This window comes from Cryobacterium sp. Hz7 (genome assembly GCF_004402815.1).
Lineage (GTDB): Bacteria > Actinomycetota > Actinomycetes > Actinomycetales > Microbacteriaceae > Cryobacterium > Cryobacterium sandaracinum.
In genome coordinates this window covers 108,569-134,506 of sequence record NZ_SOFB01000011.1, presented here as the reverse complement: position 1 = coordinate 134,506, position 25,938 = coordinate 108,569, and the positions used below count along the sequence as shown (strand labels likewise).

Here is a 25,938-nt window from a genome sequence, read left to right as displayed (position 1 = left end):
TCTGGTTGCGCAACTCAGCGATCGAGCGGCAACTCCGGGAGTTTACGTTGGCATGACTATAGGGCTCCAATGGTGGCTTGTACATACCTTTACGCGCCCGATTCCTGAGTCGAGCGAAACAAAAATTGGCCGTCACACAGCGCTCGATCTGTGGTCTAATGGTCGAATGTTCACCCTTTGACCGGCTCGATGAGGAGAAGTTGATGACACCCCGCTCCGGAAATCTCTCGCTTGAGGACCTCACCTCCCTGGTTCGCGGCGGCGACATCGACACCGTCGTCGTCGCATTCACCGATATGCAGGGGCGGCTGGTGGGCAAGCGGGTTTCCGCGCGGCTCTTCCTGGAAGACGTGGCCGGCCACGGCGCGGAGTGCTGCAACTATCTGCTGGCCGTCGACGTGGAGATGAACACGGTGGACGGCTATGAGATGTCGAGCTGGCGACGCGGCTACGGCGACATGGCCATGATCCCCGACCTCGCCACACTGCGACGCGCGCCCTGGCTGCCCGGGGCCGCCCTCGTCACCGCGGACCTGCGGTGGCTCGACAAGTCACCCGTCGTGGCGTCACCCCGCCAGATCCTGAAAACCCAGCTGGCCCGGCTGGCCGACCGCGGGCTGGTACCCTATGTCGGCACCGAGCTGGAGTTCATCGTCTTCGACGACGGCTACCGGGAGGCGTGGAAGAAGGGCTACCGCGACCTGACCCCCGCCAGCGATTACAACATCGACTATGCGCTGCTCGCATCCACCCGGATGGAACCGTTACTGCGGGACATCCGTAACGCCATGGACGGCGCCGGCATGTACTGCGAGGGCGTCAAGGGTGAGTGCAACCTGGGCCAGCAGGAGATCGCGTTCCGCTACACCGACGCCCTGGCCACCTGCGACAACCACTCCATCTACAAGAACGGCGCCAAGGAGATCGCGGATGCCCACGGCAAGAGCCTGACCTTCATGGCCAAGTTCAACGAGCGGGAGGGCAACAGCTGCCACATCCACATCAGCCTGCGCGGCACCGACGGATCCGCGGTCTTCGCCGACAAGGATGCCGATCACGGCATGTCGACGCTGTTCCGTCACTTCCTCGCCGGCCAGCTCGCGGTGATGCGCGAGCTGACCCTGTTCTCGGCACCGAACATCAACTCCTACAAGCGCTATGTCAGCGGCAGCTTCGCGCCGACTGCGATCGCCTGGGGGCTCGATAACCGCACGTGCGCCCTGCGCGTGGTGGGGGCCGGCCTCGGCCTGCGGGTGGAGAACCGAGTGCCCGGCGGCGACGTGAACCAGTACCTGGCCGTGGCCGCGCTGATCGCGGCCGGCCTCTACGGCATCGAGAACGAACTCGAACTCGACGATGCCTTCGTCGGCAACGCCTACGAGAGCGGCGCCGAGCGGGTGCCAGCCTCGCTGCGGGAGGCCACCGCGCTGTTCGCGACATCCACGGTCGCCCGGGAGGCATTCGGCGACGAGGTCGTCGATCACTACCTCAACAACGCGCGGATCGAGCTGGAAGCCTATGACGCGGCCGTGACCGACTGGGAGCGGGTGCGCGGCTTTGAGCGCCTCTGACCCCGGCACCGCACCGCGCCCCGGTGCCGACCCGCGCCCCGTGATCGGCCTGACCACCTATCTCGAGCAGTCCCAGACCGGTGTCTGGGACGTGCCGGCCGCCTTCCTGCCCCAGGCCTATTTCGACTCGGTCATCCGCGCGGGCGGCATCGCCGTGCTGCTGCCGCCGCAGCCCGTGGACGCGGCCATTGCCGACCGGGTGCTCGACGGCCTCGACGGCCTGGTCATCACCGGCGGCAAGGACGTCGATCCGGCGCGTTACGGTCAGGCCGCCCACACGAAAACCGACGAGCCGCGGCGGGACCGTGACGCCTGGGAGCATGAGCTGATCCACCGGGCCATCGACCGGGAGCTGCCGCTGCTCGGCATCTGCCGCGGCGCCCAGATGCTCAACATCGCACAGGGCGGCACCCTGCACCAGCACCTGCCCGACGTCGTGGGCCACGGCGGCTACCAGGCCGGCGGCGGCGTCTTCAACATCGTGGACGTGCACGTGGAACCCGAGTCGCGGCTGCACGGGCTGCTCGACGCCCTGGACGTGCCGCTTCCCGTTCCCGTCTACCACCACCAGTCCATCGACCGGATCGGCGCCGGCCTCACCGTGTCCGCACGCACTCACGACGGGGTCGTGCAGGCCGTGGAACTCACCGATGTCCCGTTCGGGCTGGCCGTGCAGTGGCATCCGGAACAGCACGACGACCTACGTCTCTTCGCGGGCCTCGTCGACGCGGCCGCCCGCTACCGGGCGGCCCGTGACCACGACCACGACCACGACCACGATCAGGAAAGGGACACCCTGTGAGCAGCTACACCGTGATCAACCCGGCCGACGAGACCCCAGTATCCGTGGTCGAACACCTCGACACGGATGCGACCGATGAGGCCGTCTCCCGGGCGGTGGCCGCGCAGCGGCTCTGGTCCCGGGTGGCGCCGGCCGACAAGGCTGCCGTTCTGCGCCGCTTCGCGGAGGCCGTGGACGGGGACCGGGAGAACCTGGCCCGCATCGAGATGGCCAACTCGGGGCATCCGATCATGCAGGCGCGCTGGGAGGCCGGCCATGTGCGCGACGTGCTGACTTACTACTCGGCCGCCCCCGAGCGACTCTTCGGGCGGCAGATCCCGGTGTCCGGCGGTCTCGACGTGACCTTCCAGGAACCGCTGGGTGTGGTCGGCATCATCACCCCGTGGAACTTCCCGATGACGATCGCGGCCTGGGGTTTCGCTCCCGCCCTCGCGGCTGGCAACGCGGTGTTGCTGAAGCCGGCGGAGTGGACGCCGCTCTCCAGCATCCATCTGGGCGTACTCGCCCGGGAGGCCGGCCTGCCCGAGGGGCTGTTCCAGGTGCTGCCGGGCCGCGGATCGGTGGTCGGCGAACGGTTCGTGACGCACCCCCAAGTGCGGAAGATCGTCTTCACCGGGTCGACGGATGTCGGCAAGCGGATCATGGCCGGCTGCGCCGCCCAGGTCAAACGGGTCACCCTGGAACTCGGCGGCAAGAGCGCCAACATCGTGTTCGCCGACTCCAACCTGGAGAAGGCCGCCGCCACCGCACCCTCCGGGGTGTTCGAGAACGCCGGCCAGGACTGCTGCGCCCGTAGCCGCATCCTGGTGGAGCGGAGCGTCTACGACCGATTTCTCGAGCTGCTCGAGCCGGCCGTCGCCGGTGTGCGGGTGGGTAATCCCGCCGACGAGAGCACCGAGATGGGCCCGCTCGTCTCGGCCGCGCACCACGCCGCGGTCTCGGCCTATGTGCCGGAGGGCTCCCCCGTGGCCTTCCGGGGCAGCGCCCCGACCGGACCGGGTTTCTGGTTCCCGCCGACCGTGCTCACCCCGGACTCCCGCACGGACCGTTGCGTCACCGACGAGATCTTCGGACCCGTCGTCACCGTGCTGCCGTTCGACGGTGAGGACGACGCCGTGAACCTCGCCAATGACACCGACTACGGCCTCTCCGGATCGATCTGGACCCGCGACGTGGGCCGGGCGATCCGAGTGGCGCGGGCCGTGGAATCCGGCAATCTGTCCGTCAACTCGCACTCCTCCGTGCGCTACTCGACTCCATTCGGCGGCTTCAAGCAGTCGGGCCTCGGCCGGGAACTGGGCCCGGACGCCCCGTTGTCGTTCACCGAGACCAAGAACGTCTTCATCGCCGTCGACTAGACGCCACACCCTCAGACGAACCCCAAGGAGCCAGCATGAGCACCCTCACCCCCATCGACCTCACCCAGCGGCTCGCGGGCCGGGTCGCCGTGATCACAGGCGGCGCCAGCGGCATCGGCCTGGCCACGGCGAAACGGTTCGCCGCGGAAGGAGCAATGGTCGTGATCGGCGACCTCGACGAGGCGGCGGGGCTCGCGGCGGCCGACCAGCTCGACTGCCTCTTCGTCAAGGTGGATGTCACCGACGAGGACGAGGTCAACAACCTCTTCGACACCGCCTATCTCACCTACGGCTCCGTCGACATCGCGTTCAACAATGCCGGGATCTCCCCGCCCGACGACGACTCGATCGAGACGACCGAGCTGCCGGCCTGGCAACGGGTGCAGGACGTCAACCTGAAGTCGGTGTACCTGTGCTGCCGGTCCGCCCTGCGCTACATGGTGAAGCAGGGCCGCGGGTCGATCATCAACACGGCCTCGTTCGTGGCCGTGCTCGGCTCCGCGACCAGTCAGATCTCCTACACCGCCTCGAAGGGCGGCGTACTCGCACTCAGCCGCGAGCTGGGCGTGCAGTTCGCGCGCCAGGGCATCCGGGTCAACGCCCTTTGCCCCGGCCCGGTGAACACCCCGCTTTTGCAAGAGCTATTCGCAAAGGACCCGGAGCGCGCGGCCCGGCGGCTGGTGCACATCCCAGTCGGCCGGTTCGCGGAACCCGAGGAGCTCGCGGCCGCGGTCGCGTTCCTGGCCAGCGATGACTCCTCGTTCATCACGGGCTCCACGTTCCTGGTCGACGGCGGCATCAGCTCGGCCTACGTGACGCCGATGTAGCGGTGCGGGAGGGTGCGGAAACCGTGATGGACTGGAAGTTCGACCAGGAGCCAGGACCAGAACAGTGATCGACGACGAACAGCCCGGACTCGACAGTGGCCTGCTGCTGCGCCCCGTGCACAGTGGCAACGCCTTCGAGGAGACCGTGCAGCGGCTGCTGCAGACCGTGCGGCTGGGACTCGTCGCGCCCGGCGAACGACTGCCGGCCGAACGCGAACTCTCCGCCATGCTCGCCGTGAGTCGGGACACGCTGCGGGATGCGATCGCATCCCTGGCCGAGGCCGGCTATCTGGTCTCCCGACGCGGCCGCTACGGCGGCACCTTCGTCAACGATTCGTTGCCCCAGCAGACGCCCGGCCGAGGCCACGAGCGTGGATTGCCGGCGCGCCGGGACATCTCCGTGGCCGAGATCGAGGACGCGCTCGCGCTCCGGGAAATCTTGGAGGAGGGCGCCGCCCGGCATGCCGCCGCGCGCACCCTGTCGCCCGGCGAACGGGAAGTTTTGTGGAACAGCCTGGCCGACTCGATCGGCGCCACCGGCGAGGACTACCGCCGACTGGACTCCAGGCTGCACCTCACCATCGGCGAGCTGGCCGGCTCACCGTCGCTCGTGCCGCTGCTGGCCGAAGTGCGGATGCGGATCAACGAACTGCTCGACAACATCCCGTCACTCGGCCCGAACATCGCACACTCGGACCGGCAGCACGAGCAGATCGTGACCGCGATCCTGACCGGTCGGCCCGACGCCGCCGCGCAGGCGATGGCCGAGCATCTGGCCGGCACCGCCCTGCTCCTGCGCGGCTTCCTGGAGTAGCGCGAGGCCGCGCCGGGCCAGATCGAGGTCAGATCAAGAACGCGAACGGCAGCGCCAGCAGGCCGAGGGCCAGCGCCAGCAGCACGAGCAGCAGCGAGCCGGCCAGCAGCACCGCGTTGAGCACGATGCCCCAGATCGCCAGGGTGCGCGCCTGCGGTTCCCGTCCGAGGGCGAGGATGCCGACGACCAGGCCGGCAATGGGCACGAGGAAGGTCCAGCCGGCGACGATCGACACAAGGCCGAGCACGAGGCTCGACACGGCCAGAGTGCTGCTCCGCGGGGGTACGGGCTCGGCAGTGTAGACCGGGGCCTGGTCGGGAGCGATGGTTGACATGGGCGGTTCTCCGTTTCGATGGGGAGCGACGGATGCCGCTCTCCCAACGACACTACGGAGCATCCGTTCTGGCACCCATGGGGTTAGCCCCCGAATCGGGCCGGGGGCGGCCACACGGTCACGCGCCGAACAGAACCTCGATCGGGCCGCGCACGAAGAAGACCAGGAAGCCGGCCGCGACCACCCAGAGCAACGGGCTGATCTCGCGCGCCTTCCCCGAGAACGAACGCACCAGCACCCAGGTGATGAAGCCGGCCCCGATTCCGTTGGCGATCGAGTAGGTCAGCGGCATCACGATGATCGTGAGGAATACCGGTAGCACGATGGAGAACTCCGTGAAGTCGATGAACCGGATCTGGGACACCATCATCGCGCCGACGATCACGAGGGCGGCCGCGGCCACCTCGAGCGGCACGATCTGGGTGAGCGGGGTGAAGAACATGGCCGCGAGGAACAGCAGTCCCGTGACGATGTTGGCCAGTCCCGTGCGAGCACCCTCACCGATGCCGGCACCGGACTCGATGAACACCGTGTTCGACGAGGCAGAGGTGGCGCCGCCGACGACGGCGCCGACGCCCTCGACGATCAGGGCGGATTTCAGGCGCGGGAAGTTGCCCTTCTCGTCGGCCACATCGGCCTCGCTGGCCAGGCCGGTCATGGTGCCCATGGCGTCGAAGAAGTTCGTGAAGACGAGCGTGAAAACGAGCATCGACGCGGCCAGAATGCCGATCCGGTCGAAGGCGCCGAAGCTGACCTGTCCGACGAGGCTCAGGTCGGGCAGCGAGACGATGGAGGTCGGCAGTACCGGCGCGTTCAGGTTCCAACCGTCGGGGTTCTGCCCGAATGACGGCCCGACCTTGAAAATCGCCTCGAGGACCACCGCGATCAGCGTGGTGGCGACGATTCCGATCAGGAGGGCCGCCTTCACCTTGCGGGCGACCAGGATGCCGAGAATGATCAGGCCGAGCACGAACACGGCGGTCGGCAGGCTCACGACGGAGCCGTTGTCGCCGAGCTGCACGGGCGGCGACGCGGCGCCGCTCGCGCGCACGAAGCCGGAGTCGACCAGGCCGATGAAGGCGATGAACAGGCCGATGCCGACCGTGATGGCGATCTTCAGCTGGCGCGGCACGGCGTTGAAAATGAGCTCGCGTAGGCCGGTGGAGGCGAGCAGCACGATGATGAGCCCGTTGATGACCACGAGGCCCATGGCCTCCGGCCAGGTCACCTGGCCGACGACGCTCACGGCCAGGAAGGAGTTGATGCCGAGGCCCGCGGCGAAACCGAATGGAAGCCGGGCGACGGCGCCGAACAGGATGGTCATGACGCCGGCGGTGAGGGCGGTGACCGCGGCAACCTGGCCGTTGGGCAGCCATCCGCCGGCCACGTCGACCGCGGCCTGGTCGGCGCTGAAGCCGCCGAGGATGAGCGGGTTGAGGATCACGATGTAGGCCATCGTGACGAACGTCACCAGACCGCCGCGGATTTCTCGGCCGTAGGTGGAGCCGCGCCGGGTGATTTCGAAGTACCGATCGATGCGGGCCTTGAGCCCCGGGTTCGTGCCCGCCGGGGCGTCCGGCTTGGGGGCAGGCGTGGATGACGTGTGGGTCTCTGTTTCAGAAATGGGGTGCTCCTGGTGTCCGACTCAGCTGATTCTCAGTTCCTCAGTTTACGGCCCCGGAGCGCGGGCCGATTCCGCGGGGCTGGGCGAGGACGGCCCGCGGAGGCAACCGGTCGGGCTTCCGGGCTGTGGCACGCCGAGCTCAGATGTGCGGCACGAAGGCGTCCCAGGCCCGGCGGCGGTCCCCGCGCGGGTCGGACTCGACACGGTCGACGGCGTCGATGACCAGGGTCAGGCGCTCGGCCTCGTCGTAGAGCGGCCAGGCCGTATCCGGCACGCCGGAGGCGGCGAAACTGAGCCACCAACCCTGCATCCGGGCACCGATCCGTTGGAAGTCGCGGCGACCGCCGAGCGCGGTCATGCCGCGGCCGAACCAGCCGTCGAGCCGGTCGAACAGCGGGAACAGCTCGAGGCCGTGCGTGGCGTCGAGCCCCATCAAACGCACCAGGCGCGGCGCGGCATCGAAGCGGTAGAAGCGCACCGGGGCATACCGGGAGTGCCGTTCGCCCACGCGCACGCTCGGGTACCAGAAAGAAAAATCACCACCGAAATCGAGGGCGGGCCGCAGCGCGGGTATCCCGGGGTACTGCGCCCGCAGGCGCGTGCGAGCCTTCTTCTTGGTGTTCGCGAACACGGCGCGGATGCGCCCGGGCGTCGTGGCGAGGATGTCGATGCGCCCACTGAACAGCGAACCTTCCCGCGAGTTGGTGCCGATGATCAGCGGAATCCGGTGGGCGCGGCCGTCGCGGAAGGCGTCGAGAGGTCGTTCGGGCAGGAAGTCGCCGTCGATCACGGGCGAGAGCGGGATCGTGCCGGGGTACCGGTCCGGGGCGCGCCGGGTCAGGTCGCTCGTGGCCTCGGCCAGATGTGCCGGGTCGGCCTGCAGAAGCAGGGCAGCGGCATCCGTCGCCGTGGTGGTCGAGTTCGTCGGGTCGGCTTGCCCGGTGCGCCGGGCCAGGAGCCGCACAAAATCCGTGGCCCACTCAGCGGTGACATCGGGGGCATAGACGGCGTTCGGCGGGGCGCTCTGCGCGATCGCGCGCTGGAAGAGTCCGGCGGCGGCCGGGACGGTCATCAGGGTGGTCACGGCGTTGGCTCCGGCCGATTCGCCGAAGAGGGTGACGGCATCCGGGTTGCCGCCGAACGCGCGAATGTTGCGCCGCACCCAGCCGAGCGCAGCCACCTGGTCACGCAGCCCGAGGTTGCTCTCGAAGGCATGCTCCGCGGTCGAGTAACGGCTGAAGTCGATGTAGCCAAGCGCCCCCAACCGGTAGTTGAGGCTGACATAGACGATGCCGCCGCGCCGCACGAGCCCCTCACCCTGCCGGGGCACCTCCCGCGAGGACCCGACGCTGTAGGCGCCGCCGTGGATGAAGACCATGACGGGCCGCAGCATCCGCGGGTCGACCGGTTCATCGGGAGCGATCACGTTGAGGTTGAGGCAGTCCTCGCTTTGCGGGATCGTCGGTTTCGCGCCGATGAACTGGCCGCGGTGGCTCTGCGTGGCGACCGGGCCGAAGGAGCTTGCATCCCGTTCGCCCGGCCAAGGCGCGGCCGGCTGCGGAGCGCGGAATCGGAGCTCGTCCACGGGGGCGGCCGCGTAGGGAATCCCGCGCCACTGGCGCACCCCGCGCACCCGGATTCCGTGCAGCAAGCCGGCTTCAATCCTCACCGAGAGTGGCTCTGCTTGGGCAGGCTGAACGGATGGTCTCACCGTCCGATCTTAATTGTTCACTACCATCGGGATTACGTACGACACGGAAACGAGAAACACATGGCTCTGCCCTGGACCCTGCACGGTGACGGAAAAACGGTCGGAGCCACGGATGTCGTCGGCCCCGGCGAGCGCCTGAACTGGCCGCTGACCATCGGAATCGGCACCCAGCACGTCATCGCCATGTTCGGTGCCACGTTCCTGGTACCGCTGCTCACGGGCTTCCCACCCAGCACGACGCTGCTCTTCTCGGGCATCGGCACCCTGCTTTTCCTGGTCATCACGCGCAACAAGCTGCCCAGCTACCTCGGCTCCTCGTTCGCCTTCATCGCGCCGATCACCGCCGCGACCGCGAGCGCGGGCATGGGCAGCGCCCTGTTCGGCATCATCGTCGTCGGCTTACTCCTGGCCCTGATCGGCGTGATCGTGCAGCTCACCGGCACCGGCTGGATCGACGCATTGATGCCGCCCGTCGTCTCCGGGGCCATCGTCGCCCTGATCGGCCTCAACCTGGCGCCCGTCGCCAAGTCGAACTTCGAGCTGGCCCCGCTCACCGCGCTGATCACCCTGCTCGCCGTGATCCTCTCGACCGTGGTGTTCCGCGGCATCCTGGGCCGGCTGTCCATCTTCATCGGCGTGATCGTGGGCTATGTGGCCGCCGTGGTGGCCGGCGAGGTCGACTTCAGCGGGGTGGGCGAGGCTGCCTGGATCGGCCTGCCCCAGTTCACCGCGGCGATGAACCCGTTCGCGGATCCGTCCGCCGCCCTCGGCGTGCTCCCGGCGTTCCTGCCGGTCGTGCTCGTGCTGGTGGCCGAGAATGTGGGCCACATCAAGGGCGTTGCCCAGATGACGAATGTGACGGTGAACCGCTTCACGGGTCGCGCCCTGATGGCCGACGGCCTGGCCACGATGCTCGCCGGCTTCAGCGGCGGATCGGGCACCACCACCTATGGCGAGAACATCGGCGTCATGGCGGCCACCCGCATCTACTCCACGGCCGCCTACTGGGTCGCGGGCATCACCGCGGTGCTGCTCGGACTCTCTCCCAAGATCGGTGCGGTCATCAACACGATCCCGGCGGGGGTGCTCGGCGGCGTCACCACGGCCCTCTACGGCCTGATCGGCATCATCGGCGTGAAGATCTGGCTCGACAACAAGGTCGACTTCAGCAAGCCGGTCAACCAGTTCACCGCGGCCACCGCGCTGATCATCGGCATCGCCGACTATACCTTCTCGGCCGGCAGCCTCAGCTTCAACGGCATCGCGCTCGGCACGGTCGCCGCCATCGTGATCTACCACCTGATGACGTGGGTGGCCCGGGTGCGCGGCACCGCACGGTAGCATCCGCGGCCCTCCGCAGCGCCGCAGGTAGTGGCTCGCGGCGCATGTCCTGGCTCGCGGCGCACGGTCTACCGTGCACCCAGCTCCACAGGGTGCACCGCCAGCCTGACGGACCAGGTCGCGCAGTCATCCGGCGTTGCGAGCGTGCAGCGCCGTTCCGCACGTGGCGTGCCACCAGCGCAGCGGCGCAGCTACCGCGCGGCAACCGAGAGCGCCCGTTACGGCACGGAACGCTGCGAGGGAAGCGGAACAGGGACGCAGCGGGTCAGCGGTGCAGGGCCGGCACAATCAGGTAGACACCGTAGAGCACGGCCGCGCTACAGAGCACGAAACAGGCGTAGGCGCCCATCAGGGCGACCTGCTTCTGCAGAGGGCTCAGTGGGCCGGCGGCGGCCTTGCGCGCGCGCTTGGCCTCCTTGGCCGCACGCTTGGGGGTGAGCACGGTGATGGCTCCCGTGAATTCGGCCGGTTCGACCACGGGTACACGGCCGGAGGTGGTGAGCAACCGCAGCCCGAGCGAATACAGGCCCACCACGACCGCGGACGAGAGGAGCGAAGCGAGCGCGACGACGAGGAACGCAGACCAATCGATCACAGCGCGACCTTCTTCTGATCCTTGCGAGAGGCCGTGCGGGAGGCCTTGCGGGGGGTCTTCCGGATCTTCACGACCCGCCCGGCGTCGTCGATGTCGTGCAGGTTGTCGTGCGTGACCCGGCTCTGGCGGGACCGGCGAAACAGCACGGCGATGACGAGGGAACCGATCACCAGGTCGAGCACGATGCCCATCGGTCCGATCAGGGCGAGTCCGGCCGCGAAGGCACCCATGATGGCCGCCGCCGGCAGGGTGAGCACCCAGCCGAGCGCGATCTGGCCGGCCATCCCCCAGCGCACGGTCGAGCCGCGGCGGCCCAGGCCCGAGCCGATCACCGACCCGGACGCGACCTGCGTGGTGGAGAGCGCGAAGCCGAGTTGGCTGGACGCGAGGATGGTGGCCGCGGTGCTGGTCTCCGCGGCGAAGCCCTGGGCCGGCTTGATGTCGGTGAGGCCGCGACCCATGGTCCGGATGATTCGCCAGCCGCCGGTGTACGTGCCGATCGCGATCGCGATCGCGCAGGTGGTGATGACCCACAGCTGCGGGCCGGTGCCCACGTCCTGCATCCCGCCGGCGATCAGGGTGAGGGTGATGACGCCCATGGTCTTCTGGGCGTCATTGGTGCCGTGTGCGAGGGCAACGAGCGACGAGGAGATGATCTGCGCGTAGCGGAAGCCGCCCCGGCCATCCGCCTTGCCGGAATCCCGCCGGGTGATGAAGTAGGCGAGCCTGGTGGCGAGGTAGGCGACGATGCCCACCGTGAGCGGGGCGATCAGTGCCGGCAGGATGACCTTGGCCAGCACGACGTCGTAGGCGACCGCCTGCGAGCCGACGCCGATGATCGTCGCGCCGATGAGTCCGCCGAACAGGGCGTGGCTCGAGCTGGACGGCAGGCCACGCAGCCAGGTGATGAGGTTCCAAACGATGGCGCCGATCAGGCCCGCAAAGATGATCTCGGGAGTGATCTGAACTCCGGCGTCATCCTTGTTGATGATGCCGCCGGAAATGGTCCTGGCGACCTCGGTGGAGAGGAAAGCCCCGACCAGGTTCAGAATGGCGGCGAGTCCCACCGCGACCTTCGGGCGCATGGCGCCGGTCGCGATGGGGGTTGCCATCGCGTTCGCGGTGTCGTGGAAGCCGTTGGTGAAGTCGAAAATCAGTGCGAGCGCAATCACAAGCGCAACGATCAGGGTGAAATCCACCGGCGTCTTCCTCTGAGTGTACGACAGCCGGGGTTATCTCAAGCTGCACCGCTGTGATAAGCCTGACACTCCCGGGGAAGTAGGTCAATTCAAACCGGGTCGACCACCGTGGCCAAGTCGGGGCCGAAGGTGTAGGTGGCCCGCACCGGAATGCCGGCGAGCACCCCCGGCAGCCAGTGCCGGGCGTCGTCCCACATCTCGTCCACCGGTAGCGCGGCCACGTCGAACCAGACCGGGTTCAGCTCGTCGGACTCGCGCGGGGTGCCGCTCCACTGCGTGCAGACGAACACGCTCGATTCCTGGCTCCAGGCCTCCCGGTGCGGAAACAGGTAGGTCAGCAGACCCAACGGGGTCAGGGCGGATGCCGCCACGACCAGGCCGGACTCCTCCTCGATCTCCCGCACCATCGCCTCCACGGCCGACTCCCCCGGCTCGAGCTTGCCGCCGAGGCCGACGATGTTGCCCCGGCCCAGTCCTTTCTTCTTGCGGCCGAGCAGCACCTGCAGGTCCCCCGATGGAGAACGCCGGGTGAGGTAGCCCACGCAGACCTGAGGAAGAGACATGAACCAATGGTAACGAGGTACGGTCCTGCTCCCGTTCAGGCCGGTTTGTTAGGATCCAAGTATGAACTTTGTGCCGGAATCCGGAACCATAACCATGTTCACGACGACCTGGTGCGGCTATTGCACCCGCCTGAAGACCCAGCTGGTCAAGGCCGGCATCGCCTACACCGAGATCAACGTGGAGGAGGTCGACGGCACGTCCGAGCTGGTGATGAGCCTGAACAACGGCAACCGCACGGTCCCGACAGTCCTTTTTCCGGACGGCTCCAGCGCGACGAACCCGTCGCTGGCGCAGGTTCAGGCCAAACTCGCCTGAGTCGGTCCCGGAACGCACGAAGGGGTCCCGGTCGAACCTCCGCCAATCGGCGGAAATCGATCCGGATCCCCTCAGCGCCTGGTGCGGGTTTAGCCGAACAGCACCGCGGCCTCGTCGTAGCGCGCCTGCGGCACGGTCTTTAGACCGATGGTCGCTTCCGCGATGCTGACGATTTCCATGTCGGTGCCTCGCAGGGAAACCATGGAGCCCCACTGGTCGGCGTAGACGGCGTCAACGGCCGCCATGCCGAGGCGGGTGGCGAGCACCCGGTCATAGGCCGACGGAGCGCCGCCGCGCTGGGTGTGGCCGAGGACGGTGGCGCGGGATTCGATGCCCGTGCGCTCCTCGATCATCGGGGCGATCATCTCGCTGATGCCGCCGAGGCGGGGGCGGTTGAACGCGTCGAGGCCCTTGGTTGAGAGCGCCTCCTCCATGCCGGCGAGCTTGAAGCCCTCGGAGACGACGAGCACGGGTGCGCGGCCGCGGTCGCGCACGTGCATGACCCAGTCGCAGATCTGCTCGATGGTCTGGGGCTGCTCCGGGATCAGGATGGCGTGGGCGCCGCCGGCCATGCCGGAGTGCAGGGCGATCCAGCCCACGTGGCGGCCCATGACCTCGACGATCATGCAGCGGCCGTGGGATTCGGCTGTGGTGCGCAGTCGGTCGATGGCCTCGGTGGCGATCTCGACGGCGGTGTTGAAGCCGAATGAGTAATCGGTGGCTTCGAGGTCGTTGTCGATGGTCTTGGGAACGCCGACGATCTGAAGTCCGGCATCCGTCAGTCGGCGTGCCGCGGTGAGGGTGCCCTCGCCGCCGATGGCGATAATCGCGTCGATTCCTTCCGCGTCCATCGTCTTCTGAATGTTAATGGGGCCGCCGTTTTCACCCTCGAACGGGTTCGTGCGGGAGCTACCGAGGATGGTGCCACCCTGACGGGAGAGACCGCGCACGCTGTGCCGGTCCAGAGTCATAAAGTCGCCCTCGACCAGGCCTTTCCAGCCGTTGCGAATGCCGACGAATTCGGCATCGAGTACGCGGATGCCTTTAAGGACGGAACCGCGAATAACCGCGTTCAGGCCGGGGCAGTCTCCGCCGCTGGTGAGGATACCAATTTTCATTTGTCGTTGCTCCTTGTTGCACAAGTGATCAGATTGGCGCCCACACCGCCGCCACTCAATGATGGACCCCAAACGAGGCCCGGTTCAAATCCACGCCGGTGAGGGGCGCGTTCTACAACTCCCCGTCGAGTGCCAGGGTCAGCAGGTAGATCAGGGCGCTGGCCTGCACGGAATCGGCGGACGAGATCTCGTCGACGGCGCCGTCCAGGGCGCGGGCCGCGAGGCCCTGCTTGCTGCCGATGAGTTCGGCGATGCGCGCGTCAATGGTGTGGGCGGCGATGATCCGCCACGCGGTGACCGGCTCGTCCTGGCCGATGCGGTGCACCCGGTCGATGGCCTGTGTCTGCTCGGCGGCAGTCCAGCTGAGCTCGGCGAGCACGACGTTGGAGGCGGCCTGGAGGTTGACGCCGACTCCGGCGGCAGAGAGGGAACAGACCGCCACGGCCACCCCCTGGTCATCGTTGAAGGAGTCGATGGCGGCCTGGCGGGCCAGTGCGCTTTGGTCGCCGCGCAGGGAGACCGTGCGCAGGCCGCGCTTGGCGAAGATGTCCTCGGCGGCATCCATCACGTCGATGTGCTTGGCGAAGAAGACGACCTTGCCCACCGAGTGCGCCAGCTGCACGGCGTAGTCTGCCGCGAGGGCGGCCTTGGCCTGGCCGATCTTGCGCACCATGGTGAAGACGTTCTCACCGGTCGTCTGCCCCTTCGACTCCTCGAGTTCGGCGTGGGCAACCGCGCGGATGAACGCGGCTCGCTGCTCTCCCTCGAGAACCGGCGGCGTCTGGCCCGGATGGCGGGCGGCGACGAGGGAGTGGTACCGGGTGACCAGGCGGGCGGCGAGCTCCCGCTCGGCCTGGCGGATGGAGCGGCCGAGGTCGTCGTCCAGCTCGACCGGGATGTCGGCGATGCGCTTGGCCGGCAGGTCGGCGGCGACGTCGACCTTGCGGCGGCGCACGATGCCAAGGTCGATCACCGCGGCACGCGCGGCGCTGTAGAACCCGGAGTCGGCCGGGGTCAGCCCGATCGCTTCGAGCTTCTGCATGAGTCTGGGGGCCGGCTTGTCGCCGTCGAGCCAACCGAGGAACTGCCAGATCGCCCGGAAGTCGTCGACGTCGTTGATCAGCGGGGTTCCGGTCAGAGCCATCAGCAGCGGGTTGCCGCCGGGCGTGCGGCGCCGGATCTGCTCAGCCAGGGCCAGCACGTGCTTGGAGCGCTGCGACTGCAGGTTCTTGATGAAGTGCGCCTCGTCGACGACCATGCCCTTGAAGCCCAGGGTGCCCAGCCAGGTGCGGTGCCGGTCGAGCACGTCGTAGTTGACGATGACCACATCGGCGAAGGCGTCGAGCGTGTCGCCGTCGCCGTGGATGACGGTGGCCCGGCGGTTCGGCGTCCACAGTGCGACCTCGCGCACCCAGTTCATCTTGACGACGTTGGGAACGATGGCCAACAGCGGGTAGGCCCCGCTGACGGATGCCGCGAGCAGGCTCTGCGCCGTCTTCCCGAGCCCCGGCTCGTCGGCAAGCAGGTAGCTGCGGTGGCCCAGGCGCGCGCTTTCGACGAACCGGGCCTGGTGGCGCATCAGCTCCATGCCGCGAGGCGAGAGCCGGTCGACGCGGGGTGCCTCGGGCAGGTCCATGCTGGCGGCCTGACCGCCGGAACCATACTCGAAGGATTTGAACAGCGGGCCGATGAGTTCCCAGTTGGCCAGGCGACGGCCGGAGACGACCGGCTGGGCCGTCGCGGCGCTGAAATCGGGCGCGAGGAACGGGTTGGCGAGCTGGCGAGCCTTGACCGACTGAGGGATGACCTGGTTGACCGGAATTTCCGGCTTGGCCTCGGCCTCGCGGGTGATGATCAGTTCGTCGGGGGTGAGTTCGGCGCCGGACTCAAGCAGCCAGTCGCGGCGGAACCGCTGCGCGACCGTGGACACGCCGGCATCCGGTTCCAGCAGGGTGATCAGGCTGGTGTCGCGGGCCGCGGTCTTCGCCAGGATCTGGGCGATGCCGTCAAGGCGTTTCAGCAGTTCCGCGCGGTTCGCGTCGGTGAGGTCCTTGTCGCCCTTGACCCGGGCACGTTCCTCGCGCATGAGCAGCGCGATGACCTGGTACTTGGTGCGGTTGGTCGGGCCCAGCTTGGCGCCGACCTGCGCCTTCGCCTCCACCTCGCGCACCTTGCGGGCGAGGATGGGAATGATGGGGGCGTCATCGTCGCGGGAACGAGGTCGCTGCCGAGCGCGACCTTCCGCGGCAACACGGTTGTTCGAACCGGCGGCCTGGTGGCGGGTGTAAGCCATTCTTCTCCAACTTCACAGCAGCACAGCAGACAAAGGCCGTGCTCGACGTGGTGCGGCATCCGTGGACACCGGTGCGATCGATACGTCGAAGCCTGAATCGAGCAACGTGCCAACCCTATTTGCGCCACCGGCATTTGGGATGCAGCGGCACGGTCAAGACGGTAATCGGGCTTTTTCGACGCGGGTATAGTCTACGCCCGCTGGTCAATCCCGATGCACCGGCACCTTGGTGACGACCCCGACGAGGATGAAGACCAGCGCGGCGATGAACTGGGCGGACACCCAGCCCCGGCCGGACAGGTCGATGACCACGATCGGGTTCCAGAGCACCGCGATCGGCACGAGACCGATCAACCACAGCCAGGCCTTCGCCTGGATAGCGAAGACGCAGAGGATCATCGCGAGGATGCTGACCGCGTAACGGATGATGATAAAGCTTTCGGAGTCCAGCAGCGCGAGCCCGCCGAGCAGGATGACCGCCCCGAGCAGACCGGGGGCCAGAGCGGAACGTGTGACTGTGGGTTCGACCGGGGTGCCCATCAGACGCCTCCTCCTCCGCCGCCGTCTCCACCGCCGCCGACCGAGCCACCTCCACCCGAACCGGAACTGGAGGAACTCGAAGCGCTTCCCGACCAGGAGGCCGAGGTGGAACTCGTGAACGAGCTCAACCCGGCGGCGAACCAGACCGGGTTGAACGGAGCGAACCCAGCGTACCAGTCCGGCTGCGCGTCACTCCGGGCGTAGTGGTCACCGAGAACCTGGGCCCACTCCTTCTCCTGACCGAACAGCACCGCGAACGGCAGCAGGTGCTCATAGAGCTTCAGCACCTGCCCCGGCTGCCCCGGATCGGGCAGGCCGAGAACGGATGCCGGGTCCGGCCGGTAGGGCGACCTCAGCGCTCCCTCGGGCTCTGCAGCACTCGCAGCCGTTCGGCCCGGGCTATATCGATGTACAGCTTCAGCCGACCAGAGTCAGAATGCCGGTGAGCACAGCGCCGACGAGCAGCCAACGGGGCAGCCGGCCACCCTTCCTCTCCCGCAGCCCGTCGGTCAGCACCTGCTCGGTGACCGCCTGGAGCTGCTTGGCCAGCCCGGCGCCCAGCTTGGTGTCCTTCGTCTTGAGGTCGCGGCTCGTGCCCGCGTGCAGCCCCGGGAACAGCAGCCGGAGCACCGCCTGCTCGGCCGGGTCGAGGTCTCTGGTGTGCAGCAGCTCGAGCAGGTAGTGCTTTGTGCCCTCCCCCTCCAGGACCCGCACATTGCCACGCACAGCGAAGCTGAGCAACTGGGCGGTCATGGCCTTGGCGCTCGTGCGCATCACGTTTCCCGCCATGAGCAGGTTGACGCCCTGCGGCCGCAGGTACTCGGCGACGACGGTCGGCCGACCCGGTGCGTTCCGCCAGCGGGTGGCCCGGGAGGCGACGGCGAGACCGGCGCCGAGCAGGCCGATCAGGGCCGCTGCGAGGCCGATACCCGGGAAAGGGTTCGCCGTGAACGACTGGTCGCGGGGCACGAAGGTGCCAGGTTCGAACCCGACGGACAGAGTGCGCCCCTCGGCCGGGCCGAGTGCCCCGGCGGTAACGTCGAGCGTGACGTCGACCTGTTCGCAGGTGATGACATAGGTCTGCGCGCCATGCACGAAGACATCGGTGGCGATCGTCACCGGCGCAGGCTGTTGCGCACCACGAACAGGCTGGAGAACACCATCGCTGCGGCGGAGATCAACGGGTTGATCAGGTCGAACACGGCCAGCGGCAGCGCCGCCCGGCCGTAGCAGAAGGTGCATATCAGGGTACCCCTGATCACGCGCAGGGTGCGTCGGGACAGCCGGATGACGTCGGGCATGGTGCCAGGTGGTCGCACACGATGGTGACGTCGCTGGCAGACGACAGAATACCCCTCCGGGGTATGTGAAATCGCGGTACTGTAGACCCATGATTGACGACATCAAACGGCGTGCCCTGCACCGTGCCCGCATCCTCGAGGGTCAGATGCGTGGTTTGGAGAAGATGATCGAGAACGAGGATTACTGCATCGACATCCTCACGCAGTCCCTGTCAATCCAGAAGTCGCTCGGCTCGCTCAACAAGCTCCTGGTGGACAATCACCTGCAAACCCACGTGACCGAGATGTTCGAGGCCGGGGGCGAGGCTCGGGGGACCGCCATCGCGGAGCTGCTCAAGGTCTTCGAACTCAACAACAACCGAGGCTGAAGCCGGCGGCACCCGCCGCGTTGACATCACCGGTGGAATCAATTAGCGTCTCTGAATGCTCCAAATCCGGGCATCGGTCGTTCCCCCGAGACGAATTGGTTTTCCCATTGACTTCAGAATCTGCATCCCTGCCTAACCTTCCCGGCCACACCGAACACCACGACATCACGAATCTGGTCGGCGAATACCGCCAGCGCCAGCTCAATCTCTTCCGTGAGCGCCAGCTGGAACTCGAGCCCGACGAGCAGATCTCTGCGCACCTTCCCACGCACTAGCCACTGCGCACGAGCCATCGCGCAGACTCGCCCCACATCAGATCTGCTGGATCGGCATCGCGTTGCTCGCAACTCTTCCATAGTGCCTCGCCGTGACCGCACCGGCCCCTTGGTGAGTCCTCATCGCTTCGCGGCGTCGCGCGCCCACGATCGGGTCCGACGGCACCGCGTGCACGCGGGTCATCACCGGCGAGGCGGCGAGTGCCCTGGTCAAGGCCCGAGCCGCACGAGTCATGCGGCGCCTCCAGCGATCACCGTTTGGTATCCGGCAGATGGTGTGGCCAACTCAGGAGATCCGCTCGGGGCATGCCGGGCATCCGCGCTGGTTCCGCACTAGTCTGCGGCGGCTGGCGGACCCAGGCGGCGGATGTCCTGAGTTGGCCACACGCGCGGGCTCAGCCGGGCCTGACCGAGGAAAGCGTTCGGGGCGCCAGAATCGCCGTCGACTCCGTTCGGGCTGAGTGGCTCAGGGCCTCGGACTCGGAAAACCGGGCGGTTGGAACGCGGTTTCATACCGCGTCGAGGGCCGGGTCAGGTCAGGGCCCGGTCGGGTCAGAGCCCGGTCAGGTCAGAGCCCGGTCAGGTCAGAGCCCGGTCAGGTCAGAGCCCGGTCAGGTCAACCTTGGTGAACTCACCGCTCAGGCGGCGCGCTCGGCGACCGGCCGGACCGATCCGGGGGCATCCGGGGCAGTCGTGGCGTTCGCGTTCGTCACGGCCACCTCCACGGCAGCCTCCCCTACGGCGGCCGCCGTGATCCGATTGGCCATGCCGGTGAAGATGACGCCGTGGAAGGGCAGGATCGCGAACCAGTACAGCCGACCGCCCAGTCCCCGTGGGAAGAAGACGGCGCGCTGACGGTACACGGAGCCGCCGCCCGGCGCCGGATCCGCCGTCATCTCCAGCCACGCCCGGCCGGGAACGCGCATCTCGGCACGGAGACGCAGGAACCGGCCGGTGTCGATGCGTTCGACCCGCCAGAAGTCCAGCACGTCGCCCGTATGCAGGTGGTCGGGGTTACGACGGCCGCGGCGCAGGCCGACCCCGCCGACGAGCTTGTCCATCCAGCCGCGGATGGCCCAGGCCAGCGGGAATGAGTACCAGCCGTTGTCACCGCCGATGCTCTCGATCACGCGCCACAGGGCTTCCGGCTTCGCGGCGGTGTGCTTTTCCTTGAGGTCGGTGTAGACGAGGTGCCCGGCCCATTCGGGGTCGCTGGGCAGCGGGTTGCTCGAAGCGCCCGCGATCGACGCGTTCCGCCAGCTGGTCTCGACGTCGCCGTCGCGCATGCGACCGAGGGCCAGGCGCACGGCGGTGCGATACCCGGTGAGGCCCTCTTTCGGCTGGGGAATGTACTGGTCGATGTCGCGCTCGTGAACCACACAGTCGTTCTGCAGACTTGCGATGATCGGCACGGCAAGGCTGCGCGGGATGGGCGTGACCAAATTGACCCACTGCGATGCGAGCCAGGGCGTGAACACGGGCAGGGACGCGATGGGGCGCTGGCGCAGGCCGGCCTCGAGGGCGTACCCGTTCATCATCTGGCCGTAACGCAGCACGTCGGGGCCGCCGATGTCGAAGGTGCGGTTGACGTCGGCGGGAAGCTCCGCCGACGCGACGAGGTAGTAGAGCACGTCACGCACGGCGATCGGCTGGATCTTGTTGCGCACCCACTGCGGCGCCGGCATGTACGGCAAAACGTCGGTCAGGTGCCGGATCATCTCGAACGACGTGGAGCCGGACCCGATGACCACCCCGGCCTGGAGGGCTGCTGTCGGCACACCGGACTCCACCAGGATGCGGCCGACCTCTGCCCGGGAGCGCAGGTGCTGGGACAGCTCCTCGGTGTCCGGGTGCAGCCCGCCCAGGTAGACGATGCGGGAGACGCCGGCCGCGGCGGCGGCCGTAGCCACATTCGTGGCCGCGAGGCGTTCCGTGCTCTCGAAGTCGCCGCGGGTGCCCATCGAGTGCACCAGGTAGTAGAGCACATCGACCCCGGTGACGGCGGATCGCACACTGGCCAGGTCCCCGAGGTCACCCTCGGCGACCTCCACCTGTTCGACCCACGGGACATCCTTCAGCTTCTGGGGTGTGCGCACGAGCACGCGCACGGCGTAGCCGGCTTCCAGCAGCAGGGGAACGAGCCGGCCGCCGATATACCCGGTAGCGCCGGTCACAAGTACACGTCGTTGCGTCGTCATAGCGAAAGCCTAGGGGCGGATGCTGGACTGACGCCGAGGATCGGGCAAACGGCCGCGCCGTGCCGAGCTGCGGCTGTGGGCCAGGGCTGTGGATGACTCGCGCGGGCGCGCGCCGAGTGCGGCATCATCGCCGAATGACACTCCGACTCGATCCCCGGTATCCGGTCGTCTGGCGCTCGCCCGACATCATCCAGGTCGGCGTCGACCACCCGTTGGTCGTGATCACCGCCCTGAGCCCGGGACTCGAGCGGGTGCTCGCGGCCCTGTTCGTGGGGGTGCCCCGCTCCGGAGCACTGATGATCGGGCGGGAGGGCGGGGCCTCCGACGAGGCCATCCTGGCGCTGCTCCGCGCCCTGCGGCCGGCTCTTCTGGTCACCGCCGAGAATGTTCCGGGCCCGGCCCGGATGCCCGAACCGGTCGCCGTGGCACCGCCGCCCAGAATCTGCGTCGACGGGTGCGGGCTCACGGCGGACCTGATCCGCACCCTGATCGGCACCCTGGGTCTGACCCTGGCCAAGACCGACGACCCCGGCACCGGGCTGGCCGTGGTCCTGGGTCACTACGCCCTGGAACCGGAGCGGCACGGGCGCTGGCTGCGCCGGGACATCCCGCACCTGCCCGTTGTCTTCAGCGACAGCGAGGTGCGGATCGGACCCCTGGTCGAGCCGGGGGTTGGCCCCTGCCTGTACTGCCTGGAGCTGGCGCACATGGATTCCGACCCGTCGTGGGCCGCCCTGGCCTGCCAGCTGCTCAGCCGCCGGGCACCCACGGAGACCCCGCGGGCCGGCATCGATGTGGCCGCCCTCGTCGCCGGGATCGGCCACGACCGGCTGGTCCTCCGGCGCTCCACCCTCACGGAGACCGCGCTCGTCTTCGACGTGGCGTCCGGCACCCTCAAACGTCGTGGCTACCGGCCGCATGAGTCGTGCGGCTGCCGCACCGTTCCCGGGAACGTGACCGCGCTGCCCGGGGCCGGGCGCCCCGTCCGCGACTGACCGGACAGGTCCAGGTCAGACCCGGTCGCAGACCGGGGCCCAGATCAGGCTCGGGCGAGCCGGATGCCCCGCTCCGGCCCTACGACCAGGGTCAGGTCGAGCAGCGGCCGGGCTTCGGCCCCGCCGCCCTCGCCGTGCAGCAGGTAGTTGCCCTCCACCACCACGAGGCGCCGGCGTTCAGCCGGGCGACCAGCGCCTCCCCCACGGTCGACTTTCCGATCCCGGGGCGCCGGCCAGGCCGACGAGGGTGCGCGAGCCGGCATCCGTCGCCTGCCGGGTGCGTTCGAGTTCGACCGCCCGGACGACCGCGACAACCTCGTCCAGGCTACGGAGCAGGGCCATCAGGTGCTCTCAGCCGACCGGGCGGTCGAGTCGGAGGCCGGGCGCGGAGTCGAAGACGAACCGGGCCCAGAGGCGGTAGCCGAGCGCGCTCGGGTGGAACTCGTCGCTGGCGAAGAAGCCCTCGACGTAGGGCGGCGGGGTCGGGATCGCGACGACCCCGTCGAGATCCTCGACGGCCAGGCGGGCGCCGGTGTCGAGGCTCGCGGCGTGCCGCGCGAGGGTGGCGCGCAGGGGTTCGGGCAGCAGCGCGAAGCGGTCGAAGCGCGGCATCAGCGACACGAGCACGGCCGCCTGCGGCGCCGCGGCCCGCAGGGCGAGCACGATTCGACGCACATCGTTCGTGAAGGCGTTTCGGGAGCGCAGCCCCAGCGCATCGTTCGCGCCGATGGTCAGCAGGGCCAGGTCGAAGGGCACGGCGGCGGCGTCCGTCAGGAAGCGCTCGCGCACGTCCCGGGCCGTGGCGCCGTTCTCACCGATCGCCCGCCAGGTGCTGCCGCGGCCCCAGCGCTCGGCCACCTCGTGGGCGATCCAGCCCGGCAGGGCCTCGCTTTGGGTCTCGGCGCCCACGCCGGCGGCGGTCGAGTCGCCGAGCACGAGGATGCGCAGCGGGTCTGGGCCGGGCCGGGAACCGGTCCACGGGAGGGCGGCGTCGGGCAACCGGGGCGTGTCGCGGCGCAGCCGGCGTGCCTGCGTCACCAGTAACGGCGCGTAGGGCACCGCAGCCAGTCGGGTGAACGGAAAAGTGGGCACGCCCCGAGGCTACCCCGCGCCGGTCTCAGGAGCCGCGGGCGGCGGGCGCACGCACGCCGCGGGCGCCGATCTCGGACAGGAACCGGGAACGCTCTCTGGGGCTGCGCTGCTGGTGGCCCGCAGCAGACCAGCTCAGGGACAGCCGTTTGCGTGCCCGGGTGATGCCCACGTAGAGCAGCCGGCGTTCCTCGTCGATCTGCTCGAAAGTGCCTGCGTAGCTGATCGGCACGAGTCCCTCGGACAGACCGATCAGGAAGACGGCGTCCCATTCGAGGCCCTTCGCCGAGTGCAGCGTCGCCAGGGTCACCGCGGACACCGTGGGTTCGTGCTGGCCGGCCTGGCGCTCCATCAGCTCGTCGGTGAACTGGCGGAATGTGGTCTCCGGGGCTGCCTGGTCGACGAGGCCCATGATCGCGTTAAGCGACTCCCACCGGTCGCGCACCGCGCCCTGGGCCTCCGGCGCACTCTGGCTCCAGCCGAGGGAGCGCAGCACGTCACTGACGGATTTGAACAGCGGTTCGCCGATGATCGAGACGGATGCCGCGCGCAGCTGCATCACCGCCTGCTTGACCTCGGCCAGGTCGAAGAAGCGCTTCGACCCGCGGATCTGATAGCTCACCCCGACGTCGCCGAGGGCAGTTTCGAGGAAGGCGGCCTGCACGTTCACCCGGAACAGAACAGCGATGTCCTCCGGGCGGGTGCCGCCCTCGATCAGCTCGACGATGTTCTGGGCGACGCCGCGGGCCTCGGCCATGTCGTTCGGGTACTCGCGCACACCCGGCTCGGTGCCGATTTCGCTGGCGTGGGCGCGCAGGGTGAGGGCGCCGGTCCGCCCGCGCATGAGCTGGTTGGCCGTGGCGACGATCGACCCCGTCGACCGGTAGTTCTGCTCGAGGCGCACGACGGTGGCGTCCTCCCACCGCTTGGGGAAGTCGAGCAGGTAGTCGCTGCGGGCGCCCGCGAAGGAGTAGATGGTCTGGCTGGCGTCCCCGACGACGCAGAGGTCGCGGCGCTGGCCCAGCCAGAGCGAGAGCAGGTCGTGCTGAAGCGGGGAGACGTCCTGGTATTCGTCGACGACGAAGAAACGGTACTGCTCGCGCACCTGTAGGGCGACGGATGGCTCGGCCTCGATCATCCCGGCCATCGCCAGGAGCACATCCTCGAAGTCGATCTGCTTGCGGTCGTCCTTGAGGCGCTCGTAGGACTCCATCATGGCCAGCGCCTGGTCCACGTCGAGCCGGCCGGGCAGGCTGCGCTTGGCGATGCCGGCCCCATACGCCTCAATGCCGATTCCGGAGGTCTTTCGCCACTCGATCTCCGCGGCCAGGTCGCGCAGGGTGGCCGTGTCCAGCTTGAGCTTCAGGGTTTCGGCGGCGTGCCCGAGCAGACGGCCCTTGCCGTCGAGGATGCGGGGCGCCTGGCCGCCGACGACGTGCGGCCAGAAATAGTTCAGCTGCGACAGGGCCGCCGAGTGGAACGTGCGGGCGGCGACGCCCCCGGCGCCGAGTTGGCGCAGCCGGCCGCGCAGCTCCGCGGCGGCGCGCGCCGTGAAGGTGAGGGCCATCACCCGGTTCGGCGAGTACGCGCCGGTCATCACGCCGTAGGCGATGCGGTGGGTGATGGCCCGGGTCTTGCCGGTGCCGGCGCCGGCGAGCATGCACACCGGACCCACGAGCGCCTCGGCCGCCACCCGCTGCTGGTCGTCGAGGCCGGCCAGCAGGGAACCGGCGGTCAGCGCCATCCGTGCACCTTGTCGGGGCCGAAGTCGAGAGGTTCGCCGAGCCAGTGCTCGATGATCGCCCGGGCGATCGAGGAACGGCCGGGCAGGATGATGACGTCGCCGGAGGCCCGTAGCTCGTCGCGGCTGAACCAGCGCAGGTCGAGGATCTCCTCCCCGTCGGGGAGCAGGGCCGCCGGAGCCTGGCCGTCGGCGAGCCGGGCCGTGAAGCCGAACATGATCGAGGCCGGGAACGGCCACGGCTGGGAGCCGAGGTAGACCGGGTCGGCCACGCGCAGGCCGGATTCCTCGAACATCTCCCGGATGACGGCCGCCTCGAGCGACTCGCCCGGTTCGACGAAACCGGCCAGGAGCGAGTAGCGGTTGCCCTCCCAGAGGGCGTTCGAGCCGAGCAGGATGCGGTCGTCGGCGTCGGTGATCAGCACGATCACGGCCGGGTCGGTGCGCGGGAACACCTGGCCGCCGCAGTCGGGGCAGCGCCTCGTCCAACCGGCGTTCTCGATCAGGGTGGCCGTGCCGCAGCGCGGGCAGTGGGCGTGGGAGTCGTGCCAGTTCACGACGCCGAGCGTCTCGGTGAACAGTCCCGCGTCGCGGTCGGACAGGGTGGTCGCCACAGGGCGCAGGGACACCCAGAGGGACTCGTCGGGTTCGAGCGCCAGGGCCTCCTCGTCGGTCAGCACGGCCGCGACCAGCGGGGTGCCCACGGGCTCCGGCGCATCTTCGGCCAGGGAACGGCCGAGGTAGAGCCGAAACTCGCCGGCGGGAACTCGGTCGGGAGCCAGCAGGCGCAGTCGGGCGGGGGCGGCGGCCTCCATCAGCGCGGAGCCTCGCCACAGCACGAGCAGGCGCGTGCCGGCATCCGTCTGCAGCGTGTTGAGCAACCCAGGGGTGGCGCGCGCCTCGCCGTCACGGTCGACCGCGTGACGGGAAAGCGGCAGACGGGAGGTGAACGCAAACGACATGGT

27 protein-coding genes are annotated in these 25,938 nt (G+C 68.7%); 10 read left to right on the top strand and 17 right to left on the bottom strand.

Annotated features, from left to right (window positions below; genetic code table 11):
• The first annotated feature begins 203 nt into the window (after positions 1-203).
• The 5 genes from E3N86_RS02650 to E3N86_RS02630 all read left to right on the top strand — a co-directional run bounded on the left by E3N86_RS02650 (position 204) and on the right by E3N86_RS02630 (position 5,372).
• The gene (locus tag E3N86_RS02650) at positions 204-1,571 is read left to right on the top strand and encodes a glutamine synthetase family protein (RefSeq protein WP_134511271.1); all 1,368 of its coding nucleotides are present in this window, start codon (positions 204-206) and stop codon (positions 1,569-1,571) included.
• Positions 1,558-2,373, top strand: a complete 816-nt coding sequence (locus E3N86_RS02645; RefSeq protein ID WP_198412254.1) for a gamma-glutamyl-gamma-aminobutyrate hydrolase family protein — start codon at positions 1,558-1,560, stop codon at positions 2,371-2,373. The genes E3N86_RS02650 and E3N86_RS02645 overlap by 14 nt, the downstream gene beginning before the upstream one ends.
• On the top strand, positions 2,370-3,731 hold the full coding sequence (locus tag E3N86_RS02640) for an aldehyde dehydrogenase (RefSeq protein ID WP_134511270.1): 1,362 nt from the start codon (positions 2,370-2,372) through the stop codon (positions 3,729-3,731). Before E3N86_RS02645 ends, E3N86_RS02640 begins: the two co-directional genes overlap by 4 nt.
• Before the next feature lie 35 nt (positions 3,732-3,766).
• Positions 3,767-4,558 (top strand): 3-oxoacyl-ACP reductase, encoded by a 792-nt coding sequence (locus E3N86_RS02635; protein ID WP_166784983.1) that lies wholly within the window; start codon positions 3,767-3,769, stop codon positions 4,556-4,558.
• A gap of 67 nt (positions 4,559-4,625) precedes the next feature.
• Positions 4,626-5,372, top strand: a complete 747-nt coding sequence (locus E3N86_RS02630) for a FadR/GntR family transcriptional regulator (protein WP_104101273.1) — start codon at positions 4,626-4,628, stop codon at positions 5,370-5,372.
• A 28-nt stretch (positions 5,373-5,400) separates the two neighbouring features.
• Here E3N86_RS02630 and E3N86_RS02625 read toward each other — a convergent pair whose 3' ends face one another.
• The 3 genes from E3N86_RS02625 to E3N86_RS02615 all read right to left on the bottom strand — a co-directional run bounded on the left by E3N86_RS02625 (position 5,401) and on the right by E3N86_RS02615 (position 8,999).
• A complete protein-coding gene (locus tag E3N86_RS02625; protein ID WP_233191409.1) occupies positions 5,401-5,706 on the bottom strand; it encodes a hypothetical protein in 306 nt (101 codons plus the stop codon).
• Positions 5,707-5,824: 118 nt separating this feature from the next.
• Entirely contained in the window at positions 5,825-7,330 is a 1,506-nt protein-coding gene (locus E3N86_RS02620; RefSeq protein ID WP_134342065.1) for an NCS2 family permease, read from the bottom strand.
• Between the two features lie 139 nt (positions 7,331-7,469).
• On the bottom strand, positions 7,470-8,999 hold the full coding sequence (locus E3N86_RS02615) for a carboxylesterase/lipase family protein (RefSeq protein ID WP_241985920.1): 1,530 nt from the start codon (positions 8,997-8,999) through the stop codon (positions 7,470-7,472).
• 102 nt (positions 9,000-9,101) lie between these two features.
• Here E3N86_RS02615 and E3N86_RS02610 point away from each other — a divergent pair, with 102 nt between their 5' ends.
• The gene (locus E3N86_RS02610; protein WP_104101069.1) at positions 9,102-10,382 is read left to right on the top strand and encodes a uracil-xanthine permease family protein; all 1,281 of its coding nucleotides are present in this window, start codon (positions 9,102-9,104) and stop codon (positions 10,380-10,382) included.
• A gap of 265 nt (positions 10,383-10,647) precedes the next feature.
• Here E3N86_RS02610 and E3N86_RS02605 read toward each other — a convergent pair whose 3' ends face one another.
• From E3N86_RS02605 to E3N86_RS02595, 3 genes are all read right to left on the bottom strand, one after another.
• On the bottom strand, positions 10,648-10,977 hold the full coding sequence (locus E3N86_RS02605; protein ID WP_134374666.1) for a peptidase: 330 nt from the start codon (positions 10,975-10,977) through the stop codon (positions 10,648-10,650).
• Positions 10,974-12,176 carry an inorganic phosphate transporter gene (locus E3N86_RS02600; protein ID WP_134374668.1) on the bottom strand — a complete coding sequence of 401 codons (1,203 nt, stop codon included), beginning with the start codon at positions 12,174-12,176 and terminating at the stop codon, positions 10,974-10,976. The genes E3N86_RS02605 and E3N86_RS02600 overlap by 4 nt, the downstream gene beginning before the upstream one ends.
• 89 nt (positions 12,177-12,265) lie before the next feature.
• The gene (locus E3N86_RS02595; RefSeq protein ID WP_104101066.1) at positions 12,266-12,739 is read right to left on the bottom strand and encodes an 8-oxo-dGTP diphosphatase; all 474 of its coding nucleotides are present in this window, start codon (positions 12,737-12,739) and stop codon (positions 12,266-12,268) included.
• 61 nt (positions 12,740-12,800) lie between these two features.
• On the opposite strand from E3N86_RS02595, the gene E3N86_RS02590 reads away from it, so the two are divergent.
• Positions 12,801-13,055, top strand: a complete 255-nt coding sequence (locus tag E3N86_RS02590; RefSeq protein ID WP_104101065.1) for a mycoredoxin — start codon at positions 12,801-12,803, stop codon at positions 13,053-13,055.
• Positions 13,056-13,144: 89 nt separating this feature from the next.
• Here the strand turns inward: E3N86_RS02590 and E3N86_RS02585 are convergent, their stop codons facing one another.
• The 6 genes from E3N86_RS02585 to E3N86_RS16670 form a co-directional block, all read right to left on the bottom strand.
• A complete protein-coding gene (locus E3N86_RS02585; RefSeq protein ID WP_134511268.1) occupies positions 13,145-14,173 on the bottom strand; it encodes a 6-phosphofructokinase in 1,029 nt (342 codons plus the stop codon).
• 112 nt (positions 14,174-14,285) lie between these two features.
• Positions 14,286-16,466: a DEAD/DEAH box helicase gene (locus tag E3N86_RS02580; protein WP_134374672.1), complete on the bottom strand. Its 2,181-nt coding sequence runs from the start codon at positions 16,464-16,466 to the stop codon at positions 14,286-14,288.
• A 204-nt stretch (positions 16,467-16,670) separates the two neighbouring features.
• Positions 16,671-17,006 carry a DUF6804 family protein gene (locus E3N86_RS02575; protein ID WP_104169961.1) on the bottom strand — a complete coding sequence of 112 codons (336 nt, stop codon included), beginning with the start codon at positions 17,004-17,006 and terminating at the stop codon, positions 16,671-16,673.
• Positions 17,006-17,293: a hypothetical protein gene (locus E3N86_RS02570; RefSeq protein WP_134511267.1), complete on the bottom strand. Its 288-nt coding sequence runs from the start codon at positions 17,291-17,293 to the stop codon at positions 17,006-17,008. Before E3N86_RS02570 ends, E3N86_RS02575 begins: the two co-directional genes overlap by 1 nt.
• A 130-nt stretch (positions 17,294-17,423) precedes the next feature.
• Positions 17,424-18,125 (bottom strand): DUF2207 domain-containing protein, encoded by a 702-nt coding sequence (locus E3N86_RS02565; protein ID WP_166784982.1) that lies wholly within the window; start codon positions 18,123-18,125, stop codon positions 17,424-17,426.
• Positions 18,122-18,307, bottom strand: a complete 186-nt coding sequence (locus tag E3N86_RS16670) for a cation-translocating P-type ATPase (protein WP_166784981.1) — start codon at positions 18,305-18,307, stop codon at positions 18,122-18,124. The genes E3N86_RS02565 and E3N86_RS16670 overlap by 4 nt, the downstream gene beginning before the upstream one ends.
• 89 nt (positions 18,308-18,396) lie before the next feature.
• On the opposite strand from E3N86_RS16670, the gene E3N86_RS02560 reads away from it, so the two are divergent.
• Together E3N86_RS02560 and E3N86_RS16665 are read left to right on the top strand one after the other, a co-directional pair.
• Positions 18,397-18,675: a metal-sensitive transcriptional regulator gene (locus E3N86_RS02560; RefSeq protein ID WP_104101060.1), complete on the top strand. Its 279-nt coding sequence runs from the start codon at positions 18,397-18,399 to the stop codon at positions 18,673-18,675.
• Positions 18,676-18,782: 107 nt separating this feature from the next.
• On the top strand, positions 18,783-18,950 hold the full coding sequence (locus E3N86_RS16665; protein ID WP_158252085.1) for a hypothetical protein: 168 nt from the start codon (positions 18,783-18,785) through the stop codon (positions 18,948-18,950).
• Positions 18,951-19,588: 638 nt separating this feature from the next.
• On the opposite strand, the gene E3N86_RS02555 is transcribed toward E3N86_RS16665, so the two are convergent.
• The gene (locus tag E3N86_RS02555; protein ID WP_134511265.1) at positions 19,589-21,148 is read right to left on the bottom strand and encodes an SDR family oxidoreductase; all 1,560 of its coding nucleotides are present in this window, start codon (positions 21,146-21,148) and stop codon (positions 19,589-19,591) included.
• 134 nt (positions 21,149-21,282) lie between these two features.
• On the opposite strand from E3N86_RS02555, the gene E3N86_RS02550 reads away from it, so the two are divergent.
• A complete protein-coding gene (locus E3N86_RS02550; protein ID WP_134511264.1) occupies positions 21,283-22,143 on the top strand; it encodes a TOMM precursor leader peptide-binding protein in 861 nt (286 codons plus the stop codon).
• 177 nt (positions 22,144-22,320) lie between these two features.
• On the opposite strand, the gene E3N86_RS16660 is transcribed toward E3N86_RS02550, so the two are convergent.
• The 4 genes from E3N86_RS16660 to nudC are packed head-to-tail and all read right to left on the bottom strand — an operon-like array spanning position 22,321 to position 25,935.
• Positions 22,321-22,485 carry a hypothetical protein gene (locus E3N86_RS16660; RefSeq protein WP_158250268.1) on the bottom strand — a complete coding sequence of 55 codons (165 nt, stop codon included), beginning with the start codon at positions 22,483-22,485 and terminating at the stop codon, positions 22,321-22,323.
• 9 nt (positions 22,486-22,494) lie between these two features.
• The gene (locus E3N86_RS02545; RefSeq protein ID WP_134511263.1) at positions 22,495-23,235 is read right to left on the bottom strand and encodes an SGNH/GDSL hydrolase family protein; all 741 of its coding nucleotides are present in this window, start codon (positions 23,233-23,235) and stop codon (positions 22,495-22,497) included.
• Positions 23,236-23,260: 25 nt separating this feature from the next.
• Positions 23,261-24,976 carry an ATP-dependent helicase gene (locus E3N86_RS02540; protein ID WP_134511262.1) on the bottom strand — a complete coding sequence of 572 codons (1,716 nt, stop codon included), beginning with the start codon at positions 24,974-24,976 and terminating at the stop codon, positions 23,261-23,263.
• Entirely contained in the window at positions 24,967-25,935 is a 969-nt protein-coding gene (gene nudC / locus E3N86_RS02535) for an NAD(+) diphosphatase (RefSeq protein WP_134342085.1), read from the bottom strand. Before nudC ends, E3N86_RS02540 begins: the two co-directional genes overlap by 10 nt.
• Positions 25,936-25,938: the final 3 nt, after the last annotated feature.